Here is a 15348-nt window from a genome sequence, read left to right as displayed (position 1 = left end):
GTTACAATCCCCGGTCTCTTGTGCGTTCGAGCTAGGCGCGCGTTATTAAATAAAACCAATTACGTATTAAGGTTATTCATGCCCAGTGTTAAAGTCAGAGTTGGAGAGCCTATAGATCGAGCTCTAAGAATTTTAAAGAAAAAAATCGACAAAGAAGGAATTTTGAAAACTTCTAAGTCTCATAGATTCTACGACAAACCTTCTGTAAAAAAACGAGCAAAATCCAAGGCTGCAGCCAAATATCGTGGTCGTTAGAAAAAATCTTTGTTAGTGGTGTTTCGTCATGGATTACTACACGATATTGGGTGTAGCGAAGACTGCTACTCCTGAAGAAATAAAGAAAGCTTACCGTAAGCTCGCTGTAAAGTACCATCCAGATAAGAATCCTGGGGATGCTGAAGCAGAGCGACGCTTTAAAGAAGTTTCTGAAGCCTATGAAGTATTAGGTGATGCGCAGAAGCGGGAGTCATATGATCGTTACGGCAAAGACGGTCCATTTGCTGGTGCTGGAGGATTCGGTGGCGCTGGCATGGGGAATATGGAAGACGCTTTGCGAACATTTATGGGAGCTTTTGGCGGCGATTTCGGTGGTAATGGAGGCGGTTTCTTTGAAGGGCTTTTTGGAGGACTTGGAGAAGCTTTCGGAATGCGTGGAGGCTCAGAAAGTTCTCGACAAGGAGCTAGTAAGAAGGTGCATATTACGCTGTCCTTCGAGGAGGCGGCAAAAGGTGTTGAAAAAGAACTTCTTGTTTCAGGCTATAAATCTTGTGATGCTTGTTCTGGTAGTGGAGCCAATACTGCTAAAGGTGTAAAAGTTTGTGATCGATGCAAGGGCTCTGGTCAGGTAGTGCAAAGCCGAGGCTTTTTCTCCATGGCTTCTACTTGCCCTGATTGTAGTGGTGAAGGTCGGGTTATCACAGATCCTTGTTCAGTTTGTCGTGGGCAGGGACGTATCAAGGATAAACGTAGCGTCCATGTTAATATCCCAGCTGGAGTCGATTCTGGGATGAGATTAAAGATGGAAGGCTATGGAGATGCTGGCCAAAATGGAGCGCCTGCAGGGGATCTGTATGTTTTTATTGATGTAGAGCCTCATCCTGTTTTCGAGCGCCATGGGGATGATTTAGTTTTAGAGCTTCCTATTGGATTTGTTGATGCGGCTTTAGGGATCAAGAAGGAAATCCCCACACTCTTAAAAGAAGGTACTTGCCGTTTGAGTATCCCAGAAGGGATTCAGAGCGGAACAGTTCTTAAAGTTAGAGGGCAGGGATTCCCTAATGTGCATGGGAAATCCAGAGGAGATCTTTTAGTAAGAGTATCTGTGGAGACTCCCCAGCACCTATCTAATGAACAAAAAGATTTATTGAGACAGTTTGCTGCTACAGAGAAGGCTGAAAATTTCCCTAAGAAACGGAGTTTCTTAGACAAAATCAAAGGTTTTTTTTCTGACTTTGCTGTATAGAAAGAAGGATCTTTTTAGCTGAGAGGGAGCTGCTGTGAGACACTCCGTATACCAATTAGACTCTGCTGTTGAGAATGTATTCAGGTTGGCATGGACTTTGAGATTCTCAGAGCGGAAGATGTTGTTGTTATCTCGCCAGAGTGGTTCCGGTGGCTCTTTTCAATTATCTTGCGCTGGTCATGAGCTTGCAGGTGTTGTGGCTGCAAAAAGCTTGATTCCGGGAAAGGACTGGGCATTTCCTTATTACCGGGATCAAGGATTCCCTTTAGGATTGGGATGCGATCTTTCTGAAATCTTCGCTTCTTTTTTGGCTCGGACTACACAGAATCATTCTGCTGGTAGAATGATGCCTTACCATTATTCCCATAAAAAGCTTCGTATATGCTGTCAGTCTAGTGTTGTTGGTACACAGTTTTTGCAGGCTGCGGGGCGTGCCTGGGGTGTTAAGAATTCTGGGAAGAGTGAAGTTGTATATGTATCGGGCGGTGATGGATCTACTTCTCAAGGAGAGTTCCACGAGATGCTGAATTTTGCATCTCTGCATCAACTCCCTCTAGTGATAGCCATACAAAATAATCAGTGGGCCATTTCCGTTCCTTTTGCTGACCAATGTGGCGCAGATCTGGTAGCTTTAGGTAATAGTTATTCAGGCCTGGCTACTTATGAGGTTGACGGTGGAGATGTATCTGCGTTGACACAGACTTTTGAGCGGGCTGTTTCTGATGTAAGACACCGACATATTCCGGCTCTTGTTATTGTCAATGTCGTTCGGTTAGAGTCTCATAGTAATTCGGATAATCAGGCCAAGTATCGTTCAGAAGAAGATTTATCGTGTTGCCAAGCGCAAGATCCTCTGGTGCGTTTAGAAAAGTCTCTGCTTGATGATTTTGGGGTTGCGCATGAGGTGATTGAGCAAATAAAGGCTGAGCTTCAAGAAACTGTTAATCAGGCTTGTGAGCTTGCTGAGTCTGCTCCTTTCCCTTGCAAAGGAGCAACCAAACACGAAGTATTTGCTCCCTACAATATTTCCTTAATAGATTATGAAAATGCATTAGAAACTGCCTCCTTACAGAAATTAGAGCCTAGAGTTATGCGTGACGCTATCACAGAGGCTTTAGTTGAAGAGATGCAGAGAGATCCTGGAGTAGTTGTTTTTGGTGAGGATGTCGCAGGAAATAAGGGAGGCGTTTTCGGCGTTACAAGGACTCTGACAGAGCAATTCGGAGAAAACCGATGTTTTAATATGCCTTTAGCAGAGGCCACTATTATCGGAGCTGCTGTAGGAATGGCTTTTGATGGTTTCTATAAGCCGGTTGCAGAGATTCAATTTGCAGACTATATTTGGCCAGGTATCAACCAGCTGTTTTCTGAAGCAGCGAGTATCTACTATCGCTCTGCCGGAGAATGGGAAATGCCCATTGTAATAAGAACTCCTTGCGGAGGGTATATTCAAGGCGGACCATATCATTCCCAGAATATAGAAGCTTTTCTTGCTCATTGTCCTGGATTAAAGGTGGTCTATCCTTCCAATGCTGCGGATGCTAAAGCTTTATTAAAAGCTGCTATTCGAGATCCTAATCCGGTGGTATTTTTAGAGCATAAAGCTTTGTATCAACGGCGTTTGTTTAGTACGACGCCTGTATTTTCTTCTGATTATGTTCTTCCTTTCGGACAAGCACGTATTGTGCATCCAGGTACAGACTTAACTATTGTTTCTTGGGGAATGTCTCTAGTAATGAGCGTAGAGGTGGCCAGAGATCTATTAGAATTAGGGATTTCTGTTGAAGTTATTGATTTGCGAACGATTGTTCCTTGTGATTTTGCTACTGTATGTGAGTCAGTTAAAAAAACAGGGAAGTTATTAGTTGTTCATGAAGCTTCAGAGTTTTGTGGGTTTGGTAGTGAACTGGTTGCTTTGGTAGCAGAGAGAGCTTACAGATATCTTGACGCTCCTATCAAGCGGATAGGAGCGTTGCATGCTCCTGTTCCTTACTCTAAGGTATTGGAAAATGAGGTGCTACCTCAAAAAGAAAAAATCTTCCAAGAGGCAAAACTACTGGCAGAGTTTTAGACTATACAAGTGACATTTCCAACAAAAAGCGCTCCTAGTGATAAACAGGAGCGCTTTTTTTTTAGAACAGATTTAGAGAATAATCGAGTGATCTACAGCTGTATTTACAGCCTTCCCCACAGAGGATAGAGCCCCTATGTAAACAAGAATAATAGAGACAAGTGTTATCCACTCTAAAGTCGGGGGAGCTGATGTAAGCGAGATAAGGACGTTTGGAGCATGTAGCCAAGGAAGATCAAGGATCCAGGAGATGTAGGATTCAGAGAGGTGTGATAGGAGAGGATTAAGGAATGATAAGGGAATCATAAGGAAGATGGGCATAACGAGTGTAGGGTAGAACAGGTTATAGATAAGTCCATCTAAAGGGAGAATTTTAAACATTCGAATCATTGGGAAAACGATAAAAAGCTGGGCAGCAAGAGAGATTGATAGGGTTGTGAATACAAACCGAAGAGGGAAGAGAAACCAACGAGTGCCGAATAATGATTCCCAGGGAGAGTAAAAGAAACGTAATAGCGGTACAAAGAAAAATAAAATGCCTAAAGTCGCTAAAAAACTGAGTATTAGCGCTGGGGATGATATAGGGAAAAAGAGCGAGCAAAAAATAAAACTAATACCTAGTCGATTCAGGCTAGAGCAGTGTCCTATAGAAAAAGGAGCCAGGCAGAATAGAATACTAGAGAACCAGGTCCTAAATACAGAGGGAGAGGTTGGGAATACGAAATTAAGAAGAGAGAGTAGAAAGAGGACCCAGAGACCTCGTTTTTTGGGGGAAAGCGTTCCTAATAAAAAGAAGAAGGTATTGGCAAATAGTGAGAAATGCCATCCTGATACAGAAAAAAGATGGGACAATCCTTTGCTTTTGAATAGCTCTTTATGTTTGTAAGAGAGGGGAGTGCCAAGGATTAAACTGGATGAGAATCGACCAATATCTTTGTCTGAAAATAGGTTGAGGATCCTCTGATGAAGAAAGAATCGGAAATTTTCTTTGAGAATAGGAAGAGAATAGTTCGAAGAATTTCTCAGAAAAATAGAGGATTGCGTGGGTGTATTTATAAGTTTTGATGAGCGAAAAGTAATAGGGCATGAAGATTTAGATACGCAGCCTTCTAAGTGATACACGGTATGCTCACTAAGTGGAATAGTAGAAATGATGGAGCAAGGGAGGTTTTGATAGGATTGTTTATCTTCCGTTTCTAAGGAAAGAGCTGTTCCAGAATAGCGGTGAGTGAGTTTTTTTTTAATTAAGAAATATCCGGATGCAGATTCTTTTGCCACTTGTATTTTAGAGTTAGCAACAGAGCGTGATGTGTTTGATGGAGATATTAAAGGAGAGAATAGTAGAGGGACTCCAAAACAAATACTCAAGGAAAAGAGCGTTTTCAAACAGCGTTTGGGAATAAAAGGATGTAGCGCTACAATCAAGAGTGCGCAGCAGATAGGAGCTTGATGAGCAAGCATGCCTGCTAACCAGTAGGCGCTCCCAATGAAAATAGGATGTTGTTTTTGGAAGACAGAGCAGGAACTAAATAGCCTTATCCGTAAGGCAGATAGGCGATGTAATGAGGTTAGGAATGCAGTGGTATAAAGATAGCGTAACATCAGCTTGTTCTAAACAACCGGTAGAAGTGCTTTCTCTCGAGCAGATGCGCAGAACGCTTTCTTGGGAAGAAGTGTTTGCTAAAGTTCCACGGTTGCCCAGAGGATGGTTTGAGTTGGTAGGTCTGTCTCAAGCAGATCGTATCGAGCTATTTCGAGATTTTTGGTTTTCTGCATTGGGTGTTGAGAATACTGATTTCCCTGGTATTTGTCATTTTTTTCCTCTTTGAGCCATTTGGACGTTCGGATAACGCGAAATAGTTTATCCGCTCCTTATGATGTGCAAATGGTGTATAGTTATAAAGGAATAGTATATTTAGGCGCGCCTCCTTTTGAAACTGTAGGAGTTGTTTTTCCTAAGTTAGGAGATGAGACGTATCATCATTTTTTTTCTATCCATAATGGATTTTCTCGAGAAGGGGAGATTGGTATTTTTCCTTATCGTTATTTGGCTCAAGCGCAATATCTTCTTAGAGAAGACTTATTAAGTAGAGGGAAAATTTCTTTGGAAGATAATTGTAGTTCTTTGGGTATATTTCCATTTTATGCTCAGTACGATATAGCGGACAGTCGTTGTTTTATCATCGATGCTAAGATTCGTCAGTATTTTCCTTCGTATAACATGCGTTTAGATAATCAAAGCTTATTTCCTCATGGGAAAATTGCCATTTCAGAAATGCTTTCTGATAGTCATTATCATACGTTTTTACTCTGGCTGGAACAGTATCTTTTATCTCAAAAACCTTAGAAGGCTAGTTTTAGAAAAAAAGTACGCTTTTCTTCTCTTTAGCTTTGAAAAGAAGCTCTAAGGGTTTATTATCGTATTCTTTTGATTGGATTTAGTTTATCATCATTTTGTTTTTACACGTACAGGGAAGAATACTATGAGTGGGGGGAATGATTCAGTTCTTCATAGGCCTGTAGAAGCTCCTCTTATGGAAGATGGGGAACTCTCAGCAGTTTTTACGATACGGAATTCTTCTGGGATACACGTGCGTCCGGCTGGTACTATTGTTAAACTCTTCGAAGGCGAAGAATGCGAAGCGACTCTGACCTATTTAGGGAAAACCGTGAACGCTAGGAGCGTCATGAGTATTCTTATGTTAGGAGCTTCTTATAATGGCGAGGTTGCTGTTCATATAAAAGGCCCCTCTGCTTCTCGAGTAATGCAGAAACTCTCCGAGGTTTTTAATTCTGGATTCGGAGAGTTGTAATGAGCGTTACGGGTCAAGATAATAAGGAGTTGCAACAGGAGTTTGTTATTGTAGGGGAGCCTATAGTCCCTGGAATAGGGCTAGGGAAAGCTTTATTGTTGGGCAAATCTTCTTTGCGGATACGAGAGCTAACTCTTCCTCAAGAAGAAGTGGAACATGAGATCAGTCGCTACTACAAGGCTTTGAAGAGATCTCGTTCAGATCTAGCTGCTTTAGAAAAAGAAGCAAAGGGAAAGCAGGGATATCAAGAGATAGCTTCCATTTTGCAGGCACATCTAGAAATTATAAAAGACCCTCTTCTCACGGAAGAGGTGGTTAAAACAATTAGAAAAGATCGAAAGAATGCGGAGTTTGTTTTTTCTTCTGTCATGGGAGAGATAGAGAAATCTCTATGTGCTGTACAGAAGACGACTGCTACCAGAGTAGATCGAGTTCAGGATATCCATGATATTTCTAATCGAGTGATTGGCCATCTTTGTTGTCAGCATAAGAGTTCTTTAGGGGAGTTTGATCAGAATCTTATTGTCTTTTCGGAAGAGCTTACTCCCTCGGAAGCCGCAAATGCTAATCCCGAGTACATCAGGGGCTTTGTATCTTTAGAGGGCGCAAAAACTTCGCATACCGCGATTGTATCTTTGGCTAAAAATATTCCTTATGTTGCCAATTTTACTACAGAGTTATGGGATACTATTAAAGAGTTTAGTGGGACATTAGTTCTCATTAATGGGGATAAGGGAGAGATTACGTTTAATCCTCAGCTAAGTACGATACAAACTTATTATCGTAAGCAAGCGTCTGTTTCTGTCACTGTTCCAGTGCAGGTGCAGACAGGGAAAAATCTGCCTCTTATCTCTCTCTCAGCACAGATAGTAAGTACAGAAGAATTGCCCATGATTGAAAGGGAGTCTCCAGGGACAAGTGTTGGGCTCTTCCGTTCAGAATTTATGGCTTTTTCTTTGGGACGCTTACCCTGTGTTGAAGAACAAGCTGATCAATATGCTCAATTAGTTCAGTTTCAGTGTTCAGATATTCATGTATTGCGTTTGTTTGATTTTGGAGAGGATAAAGAGTGTCCTTGTATTTCCTCTTCTCATCGGTCAGTACGGTGGTTATTAGAACAAGAAAAAGTATTGAAGGAGCAGTTGCAGGCTATTGCTATTGTTTCTAGAATAGGACGACTTAAGGTATTGATTCCTGGGGTGATAGATGCTTCAGAAATTGCTTTAGTAAAGCGGCTTTTTCAAGAAGAAATTCGGCTATTGAAAGGGATCAGTGAAAATATCTTATGGGGAAGCATGATAGAGATCCCTTCTGCAGTTTGGATGATAGAGGAAATTTTACAAGAGAGTTCTTTTGTAGCTTTAGGTACTAATGATCTTGCTCAGTATACTTTAGGCACTTCTAGAGAGCGTTCCTTACTTGGGGAGCGGAGTAGAGTGCCGCATCCTTCTGTTATTAGAATGATTCATCATGTTGTAGAGCAGGCTAAACAGAAGAATGTTCCCGTATCTGTATGTGGAGAGATGGCAGGAGACCCTGCTCTTCTGCCTATGTTTTTAGGACTAGGGGTAAAGGAGTTATCAGCTGTCATCCCAGCAATAAATTCTTTGAAAATGCGATTATTAGATTTGAACTCAAGGGGGTGCTCTCGTTTAACGAAGCAGTTATTGCGGGCGAAAACATACGAAGAGGTTCATCAACTCCTGTATGTGTAACGGAAAAAATTAGAACGGCATTCCCATTTGCATAGCGGACATTTCACTATCCAAAGCTGCTTTAGCTGCTTTAAATGCTGCGCGGAATAAGTCTGCCACTACTTCAGGATCTTCAGGATCTAGACAATCTGGTTTAATTCGAACATCAACCAGGTCACATTTTCCGTTGATAGTTACAGATACCAAGCCATTTCCAGCCTCTCCAGAAAAACGTTTCTGTTCAAGAGAGGCCTCCATTTCCATGAATTGGCGTTCCATTAATTTGGCTTCTTTTTTCTTTTTAGCGTAACCGCTACCCATGTTTTGGCTCCTTAGTTAAAACTCCAGAAAATTCTACAACAGCAAATTGTAACAGCGTGTCGATGGCTGCGGATTCAGAAGGGGAAATCTTATCGAGAGAGGGGGGTAGTGTTTCCTGATGGATAGTTTCTTTCTTAGTTTGTGATGAGGCAGCGGTTAACAGGCTTCCTTGGGAGAGTTTTGCTACAGCTGTTGGTTGTGGTGATGATTTTGTTTCCTCAGTATTGCTTGATTTGATTTGTGGTGGGCAAGATTCTAGTTCTGAGGCAGTAGGGATAGGGCGTATTTGAGTTGGTGCAGGTTGTCGTATCTGTGAGACAAGCTGAGAGAATGTAGGGCGAGAGTAAATTCGTAGAAGACGAATAATCACCGTTTCTAGAAAAGTTTTTTCAAATAACGCGAGATTAATATGTCGTGCAGATTCTCCTAGAAAATCGAGTATTTCTAATAGAATTTCGGAGGAGTATTTAGTCGCTACAGAATGGAGTTGTTTAGAATATTGCTTTAAGAGGAAACTACGGAAAAGCAAAGTTACATCTTGAAGAAAATGGGCTGGAGCAACCCCCATTTGCATAGCATCGGAAACAGGCGTTAGCGCTTGTTCGTAATTTTGGGTAGTAATGGCTTCTGCAAGTTGATACAGGCTATCCTCGGAAAGAATACCGAGAGCTTTAGCTGTGCTGTCTGGATCTAAAGATTCAGGAAAGAGACCTACTACGTAATCATAAAGCGACTCGGCATCGCGAAGACTTCCTTGAGCAGCTTTAGCAATGGGGAGAAGAGCTTCTCGTGAAGTTTCTGTACCTTCTTGTTTTGCGATAGTTGCTAGCTTATCGATGATGGTCTCTTCAGAAATGCGTTTTAAGAGCATTTTCTGACAGCGACTGGATATTGTATTAGGAATTTTTGCAATTTCCGTTGTGGCAAGGAAAAATTTCACATGCACAGGAGGCTCTTCCAACGTCTTTAGTAGAGAATTGAAAGCCTCTTTAGTTAGCATATGTACTTCATCAATAATATAGATCTTGTAGCGAGATTTTGAAGGGACAAAGAGGACTGTTTCGTTAATTTGCCGGATATCTTCGATTCCTCGATGAGAAGCACCATCGATTTCGATAACATCCATAGACGTTCCAAGAGAGATCTCTTTGCAAATAGCGCATTGATTACAAGGCTCTTGATCTTGTGTAGGATTTTGACAATTTAATGCTTTAGCAAATACACGGGCTAACGTTGTTTTGCCTGTCCCACGAATACCAGAAAATATGTAGGCGTGTGCTGCGCGATTCAGACGCAGGGAATTCTTGAGTATAGACACGACTATATCCTGGCCAAGAATCTCGGAAAAATTGTTCGGGCGGTACCTTCTTGAAGAAACTTGATAAGAGGTCATAACTAAAGAATCGTGCTATACTATTCTTGATGAAGAAAACTATGAATGGGTTTCATTAATCTCTTTGCTGATTAGTTTACGCATTTTCCCCTGTATTAATCTACTCTAACTTCGTAAAAGAGAGAGTATATTTTTTATAGCTGTCTCATAATTTAACAGCATCTAGCTAATCCAAGGAATAGGCAAGCGTATCTCAAATTTTATTTAAAGTGAGGCTTTAAGTGAAAGATAGATTGGGATTAGGTCCTGCAAAGAGAATGTGATTATCTGTTTTACGTCCCATTTGTATCCAAAAATCAGCTTGCTGAGAGAAGGCGGGGTGGTTTTCTATGATCACTACTGTATGTCCTAAAGACGCCAAGGTGTTGAGTTGGACGAGCAGAGCGGATTGTTGTTGATTGTCAAGAGAGGTAGCTATCTCATCTAGTAAGAATAAAGTAGGATGTTTAGGAGGAAGGAATAGATATTTAGTTAATTTTATGGCAATTTTTTCACTTAGAGACAGAGAGGCCATATTTTGTCCCAATGATAAGTAGCCAAGACCATTTGTAATTAAGGTGTGTAAAGGTTTCTGGATTTTTTTTAAGAAAGAAAAAGTTTCAGCTACTTCATTTAAAGAGGCTTGTAATAACTGGCCGAAATGTTTCCCTTCATACACAACTTCTTGTATGAGTGGTTGTACACGGAATCCTCCACATGTTGGACAAGGACGTTTTTCCATAGCATAAAAGGCTCGATCTATCCATTGATATCCTAGTCCCCAACAATCCGAACATTGCCCTTGTTTGGTATTTGGACTAAACATAGAAACTGAGATGTTTAAAGCTTTTGCTTGAGTCAGAGAAGCGTAGAAATTTCTTAATGAAGGAGCGATATCAAAATAAGTGCTGATATCGGATCGAGAAGATGCAATTTGGGGATAGGAATCTAGAAAAATAATTTCTGAGAATACAGAAGGATCCTTTTCAAGAATAGCGCAGCCATGTTCGTAAATGCTATTTAGTAAGGTTGTTTTGCCAGATCCTGATACACCAGAAATAGTCGAGAGTCGTTGTAAAGGGAAAGCAAGGTTCTCAATTTGGATCGTAGAAGTGGATACTGAGACAGAAAGTTGTGGTGTTTCTTCGGAAGAGCGTGTGTTGCAAAGTACCGGTTGAGATTGTTTAAGAGCGCTGGTTGATAAGAGATAGCCTCCGTTAGGACCAGGTTCAGGACCCAGGTGAAGCAGGTAATCAGCATGTTCCGCAAGAGAGCCTTCTCTATCCGTCACTATTACTGTATTATGGTTGGTCACGAGTTTTTTAATAACAGCAAGCAAACAAGGAGCATCTTCTGGGTGAATCCCTGCTAAGGGATCTTCTAAAAGATAGATAACATCAGTGAGACCTGATGAAAAAGCTTTTGCCAATAGAAGCCTATAATGCTCTCCGTCACTCAAAGACTGTTGTTCTTGTCCGAGGATAACATAGCCTAACCCAACTCGATCTAGAAGGTCCAATCTACTAAGGATATCTTGAACAAGAGAGGGTTCCTCTTCTACAGAAAGTAAGAGCTTTTTAAGAAAAGCGACATTGGATTGGTAAATTTCTGATAGGGAAATGCTGTGAATACGGGTGCAATGCTTGTAGGTGTATACGCCAAGACCCTGACATTGGTTACACGGAGTTTTGGAGATAAGGTCGGGAGGGAAATCTTCTTCGGATTCCATTAACATTGCTTTTGTGCAAAGAGCATTCAATCCCAGATGTTGTTGTGTTCCTAGGCAAAGAGATTCAAAAGAAAGAACATCTATTTCTTGGAATAGAGCAATGGAAGGGATCCCTAGTTCATTCAGAAGAGGATAGATCGGTGAAGGATCCTGGTTAGGAAATAGGCTTGTGAATAAGGAAATTGGGGTATGCTGTGCGAAACGTTTCTTATGAGGAAGAATAGAACAAGTGGATAGGAAGCCTTTTCCATGACAGAGAGGGCATAAGTAGCTCTCATGGTTCAAGATAGAGGGTGTTTCTATATTAGGGAATAGGTTCCTAGAAGCATCTTGTAATCCTTGGCGGTATGTTTTAGATAAGCTTGTTCCAGCATATTCGATATGCAGACAGACAGAAGAAGCTTTACTAAAGGCTAAAGTAAGAGAAGCCAAAAGAGAAGGCAGATTTTTTTCTAAAATTTTGACATGGTGGATGACTAGAGCTGGGTTCTCTAAAGAAGTAGGGAAAGGCCCATCTAAATCATAGAACTGTTCATTAGCATAAAGTTTTAAAAACCCTTCCTGAAGCATCTCTTGCGTATAAGAGAAAAACTCTTCCTCTTTAGGGAAAGGAACAGTAATCGTTACATAGCCTTTCGTGTAATGCGTGAGCAATTCTTCAGCAATCGTTTCAGGAGAAATAGTTCTTAGTGCATCACCAGAAATCGGAGAATAAGGATGGCCGATTCGTGTGAAAAGGCTTTCTAGCATTTCTGAGATTTCTAATGCAGAAGCCACAGAATGATTGGAATTTCTCGAGGCGCTCGTTTTTTCTATCGCGATAACAGGGGATAGTCCTGTTACTTTATCAACAGCAGGAAGAGGAGTTTTTTTTATGAGAGCTTGTCGGATATAGGGAGGGAATAGCTCTGCGTAAGCGACGTTTCCTGCTGCATGCAGAATATCAAATACAAGGGAATGTTTCCCGGAAGCGGATGGACCTGTCACAGCAGTAAGCGCATATCGAGGTATGGAGAGATCGATATGTTTTAAATTATGCTGGTGAGCGTTTGCAATAGTAATGGCGGCGGGTACAGGAGGTTTGGGACTCGGATCAGGTAGATAAGGGAGTTCTTGAGGAGAAGATAGGAAAGGACGGAGAGCTATAGCTGTTGGAGTATGTTTATGGATCAGCTCTTCTGGAGAGCAAGAAGCTATGAGATAACCGCCTTTATTTCCTCCTTCAGGACCAAGTTCCAGTATATAGTCTGCAACTTTCACCACATGCATGTTATGCTCGATGATGATCACCGAGTGCCCTTGATGAATAAGGGATTGCACAACATAAATAAGTTGTTTGACATCGTGGGTATGGAGGCCTGTTGTGGGTTCATCAAGAACATAGAGAGTAGGGTGTTTAACTGGAGCCAATAACTCATATGCAAGCTTGAGTCTCTGGATTTCTCCTCCAGATAAGCTATAGAGAGGTCTTCCTAGAGGAAGGTATTGTAGTCCCAGAGTGCATAAGGTTTCGATTTTTTGATGAATACTAGGCTCATCTAAAAAGAAGTTTTTAGCTTCATAGGCCGTCATTTCAAGAATGTCGGCAATCGTTTTATTTTTATAGCGGACTTCTAATACTTGAGGGAGGAATCGTTTCCCTAAACAGGAAGGACAGGTTATGGAATCGCGGTTATCAGTCGTTGTTATAGATCCTAGGCCTCCACATTCTGCACAGGCTCCTAGAGGCGTGTTGAAGCTAAAGTGGCTTTTAGTGAGTCCTAAGGTTTTACAGCGAGGTTGTTCTGCGAATAACTGACGAACCTCGTCAAAAGCTTTGATATAGGTCAAAGGGATAGATCGTTGTGAGCGTCCTGGAAGATCTCTATTAATATGGACAAGGCGAGAGAGGGCTCCTTGAATAGATAGAGTGGAACAGAATCCCTGTTCAATAAACTCTTCCACACAAGGGACTAGTGTATCGTTGATAAGAGAAGATTTCCCAGAACCAGAGACTCCGGTGACGACAGTCATTTGTCCTAATGGAATTGAAACTGTCAGGTCCTTAAGATTATGCTTATTGGCTTTAGATAAGGTAATTGTCCCTAAGGAGTTTGTACGTTTAGCAGGGACCGAAATATGTTGCTCTTGACGGAGATATTGTGCGGTCAAAGAGTCACTCTTTGCCAGAAATTCTCTAGGAGATCCATTGAAGACAACTTCGCCACCAAAAATACCAGCTCCTGGGCCGATATCAATGACCCGGTCTGCGAGAGAAATCATCTGCTCATCATGTTCAACGAGTAAGACAGTGTTTCCCTGATCACGGAGTCTTCGAATAACATTCATAAGCTTATGGGTATCCTGAGGATGTAGCCCAATAGAAGGCTCATCCAGGATATACATGACTCCGATGAGTTCGGCACCTAGATGCTTAGCTAAGGCCGTACGTTCCCGTTCTCCCCCGGAAAGAGTATCAATAGCTCTTTCTGGAGAAAGGTAGGGAAGACCAAGATCTATCAGAATAGTAAGTCGCGATTTGAATCCTTGGATTACTTCCTCAATAGCGAGCTCTTTCTCAGGAAGTTGATTCAGGAAAATAAATAACTCTTGAAGAGACATTTGTTGAAAGTCTGCAAAGCTTTTCCCATGCCATCGGGTAGCATTAGCATAGTCGCTGAGTCCAGTCTTGTTACATCTGGGGCATACTGTATAGGAAGTCCCTTTAGGAAGGTAGCGAGCAGGCTTATTTGAAAATCGAATTTTTTCTCCAATTTCATTGAGCACACCTTTCCATTGCTTATGTGTCTGGGTTTTCTTACCTAAAGTTCCATCAAACAGCTTTACTGGGATAGAGAGACCTTCTTTCCCATATAAAAAAATATGTTGGATTTCAGGAGAAAGATTTTGCCACGGAGTGCTGAGACTAAATCCTAGGCTATCAGCTAGAGATTGATAGGTGGTTCTATATAAGAAGGTGGAGCAATTCCCTGCAAAAGGACAGCAGTTGTCTTCGATGGAGAGCGTTTGCTGGATGATACAGGGATCATCGATGGATATAAAGATTCCTGAACCTTGGCATTGTGGACAACGATCTTTGTGACTGTGCGACGAAAAAAGATCTGGGGATAGCGGCGCATAGGTTTGTTGTGTTTCTGGAAGAGTCGCCTGTGTGGAAAAGACTCGTTTCTGATTATCGAAGTGTAAGGAGCATTCACCATGACCGATGTCTAAGGTTGTAAATAAGCTGACTTTTAACCGCGGAGTGTTAGAGGTATTTTTGATCAACGTATCGACAATGAGTTGACCGGGAACAGGAATGCCTGTTGTAAGAAACTTATGAATAGGAACAACCTCTTCATCAATGAGGACTTTGGTAAACCCTTGACGGAGACATTCTCGAACGGTAAGAACATCCCTGGCGGGAAGAGGAGCGAGCAAAGTCAGTTGAGTTCCATCTGGAATGGCAGCTATTTCAGAAAGGATTTTTTCCTTACTGTATAGAGTTAGAGGGTGTAGTGTAACCGGATCATAGGCTTGGCCCTCTAAGGAGAAAAGTAGGGCTAAATACGAGTTAATTTCGGTTGTACTACCGACTGTCGCATGTATGTGTTGTTCGAAAAAGTTTTGCTTAACGGCTACGGTTGGAGACAATCCTTCTATCTTTTTTACGGAGGGATCTGGTAAGGAGTCTAGCTTTGTTGCAAAGAAAGAGGGGAGGGTAGCAAGGTAGCGTTTTCTTCCTGCGGCATAAATAGTATTGAAAGCAAGAGAAGACTTTCCGGATCCAGAAACCCCGGTGAACAAAACGATCTCTCGAGGACAAAACTCTACTGTAATGTTTTTTAAATTCCTTACAGTAATACCAGAAAGTCTAACGATAGAAGACATACCTGCTATATGGTTT

General features: G+C 41.6%; 11 protein-coding genes. 7 read left to right on the top strand and 4 right to left on the bottom strand.

Annotated features, from left to right (window positions below):
- Positions 1-78: 78 nt before the first annotated feature.
- From rpsU to CTA_RS01830, 3 genes are read left to right on the top strand one after another with little or no spacing between them, the layout of a single operon-like run.
- Complete coding sequence (rpsU, locus tag CTA_RS01840) at positions 79-255, top strand: 30S ribosomal protein S21 (protein ID WP_009871693.1); 177 nt, start codon at positions 79-81, stop codon at positions 253-255.
- A gap of 28 nt (positions 256-283) precedes the next feature.
- The gene (gene dnaJ, locus CTA_RS01835; protein ID WP_009873740.1) at positions 284-1462 is read left to right on the top strand and encodes a molecular chaperone DnaJ; all 1179 of its coding nucleotides are present in this window, start codon (positions 284-286) and stop codon (positions 1460-1462) included.
- Positions 1463-1496: 34 nt separating this feature from the next.
- Positions 1497-3533: an alpha-ketoacid dehydrogenase subunit alpha/beta gene (locus CTA_RS01830; protein WP_011324692.1), complete on the top strand. Its 2037-nt coding sequence runs from the start codon at positions 1497-1499 to the stop codon at positions 3531-3533.
- A 72-nt stretch (positions 3534-3605) separates the two neighbouring features.
- Here the strand turns inward: CTA_RS01830 and CTA_RS01825 are convergent, their stop codons facing one another.
- Positions 3606-5135, bottom strand: a complete 1530-nt coding sequence (locus CTA_RS01825; protein WP_011324691.1) for a ComEC/Rec2 family competence protein — start codon at positions 5133-5135, stop codon at positions 3606-3608.
- Here CTA_RS01825 and CTA_RS01820 point away from each other — a divergent pair.
- The 4 genes from CTA_RS01820 (at position 5108) to ptsP (ending at position 8061) form a co-directional block, all read left to right on the top strand.
- Positions 5108-5362, top strand: coding sequence for a hypothetical protein (locus CTA_RS01820; RefSeq protein ID WP_009871689.1), 255 nt, complete (start codon positions 5108-5110; stop codon positions 5360-5362). The genes CTA_RS01825 and CTA_RS01820 overlap by 28 nt on opposite strands.
- A 56-nt stretch (positions 5363-5418) precedes the next feature.
- Positions 5419-5880: a hypothetical protein gene (locus tag CTA_RS01815; RefSeq protein WP_009871688.1), complete on the top strand. Its 462-nt coding sequence runs from the start codon at positions 5419-5421 to the stop codon at positions 5878-5880.
- A 136-nt stretch (positions 5881-6016) separates the two neighbouring features.
- On the top strand, positions 6017-6346 hold the full coding sequence (locus tag CTA_RS01810) for an HPr family phosphocarrier protein (RefSeq protein ID WP_009871687.1): 330 nt from the start codon (positions 6017-6019) through the stop codon (positions 6344-6346).
- Positions 6346-8061, top strand: a complete 1716-nt coding sequence (gene ptsP, locus CTA_RS01805) for a phosphoenolpyruvate--protein phosphotransferase (protein ID WP_011324689.1) — start codon at positions 6346-6348, stop codon at positions 8059-8061. The genes CTA_RS01810 and ptsP overlap by 1 nt, the downstream gene beginning before the upstream one ends.
- A 9-nt stretch (positions 8062-8070) precedes the next feature.
- Here ptsP and CTA_RS01800 read toward each other — a convergent pair whose 3' ends face one another.
- From CTA_RS01800 to uvrA, 3 genes are all read right to left on the bottom strand, one after another.
- A complete protein-coding gene (locus CTA_RS01800) occupies positions 8071-8361 on the bottom strand; it encodes a YbaB/EbfC family nucleoid-associated protein (RefSeq protein ID WP_009871685.1) in 291 nt (96 codons plus the stop codon).
- Positions 8354-9754 (bottom strand): DNA polymerase III subunit gamma/tau, encoded by a 1401-nt coding sequence (gene dnaX / locus CTA_RS01795; protein ID WP_011324688.1) that lies wholly within the window; start codon positions 9752-9754, stop codon positions 8354-8356. Before dnaX ends, CTA_RS01800 begins: the two co-directional genes overlap by 8 nt.
- 217 nt (positions 9755-9971) lie before the next feature.
- Positions 9972-15332, bottom strand: a complete 5361-nt coding sequence (gene uvrA, locus CTA_RS01790) for an excinuclease ABC subunit UvrA (RefSeq protein WP_011324687.1) — start codon at positions 15330-15332, stop codon at positions 9972-9974.
- Between the last annotated feature and the right edge of the window lie 16 nt (positions 15333-15348).

It is taken from the genome of Chlamydia trachomatis A/HAR-13, from assembly GCF_000012125.1.
Classification (GTDB): domain Bacteria; phylum Chlamydiota; class Chlamydiia; order Chlamydiales; family Chlamydiaceae; genus Chlamydia; species Chlamydia trachomatis.
This window is presented reverse-complemented; position numbering and strand designations above follow the sequence as displayed.

Bases quoted from the DNA above. Each gene is read 5' to 3' on its own strand.
- rpsU (WP_009871693.1), top strand. From the start codon at position 79: ATGCCCAGTGTTAAAGTCAGAGTTGGAGAGCCTATAGATCGAGCTCTA.
- dnaJ (WP_009873740.1), top strand. From the start codon at position 284: ATGGATTACTACACGATATTGGGTGTAGCGAAGACTGCTACTCCTGAA.
- CTA_RS01820 (WP_009871689.1), top strand. From the start codon at position 5,108: ATGCAGTGGTATAAAGATAGCGTAACATCAGCTTGTTCTAAACAACCG.
- CTA_RS01825 (WP_011324691.1), bottom strand. From the start codon at position 5,135: ATGTTACGCTATCTTTATACCACTGCATTCCTAACCTCATTACATCGC.
- CTA_RS01815 (WP_009871688.1), top strand. From the start codon at position 5,419: ATGGTGTATAGTTATAAAGGAATAGTATATTTAGGCGCGCCTCCTTTT.
- CTA_RS01810 (WP_009871687.1), top strand. From the start codon at position 6,017: ATGAGTGGGGGGAATGATTCAGTTCTTCATAGGCCTGTAGAAGCTCCT.
- ptsP (WP_011324689.1), top strand. From the start codon at position 6,346: ATGAGCGTTACGGGTCAAGATAATAAGGAGTTGCAACAGGAGTTTGTT.
- CTA_RS01800 (WP_009871685.1), bottom strand. From the start codon at position 8,361: ATGGGTAGCGGTTACGCTAAAAAGAAAAAAGAAGCCAAATTAATGGAA.
- dnaX (WP_011324688.1), bottom strand. From the start codon at position 9,754: ATGACCTCTTATCAAGTTTCTTCAAGAAGGTACCGCCCGAACAATTTT.
- uvrA (WP_011324687.1), bottom strand. From the start codon at position 15,332: ATGTCTTCTATCGTTAGACTTTCTGGTATTACTGTAAGGAATTTAAAA.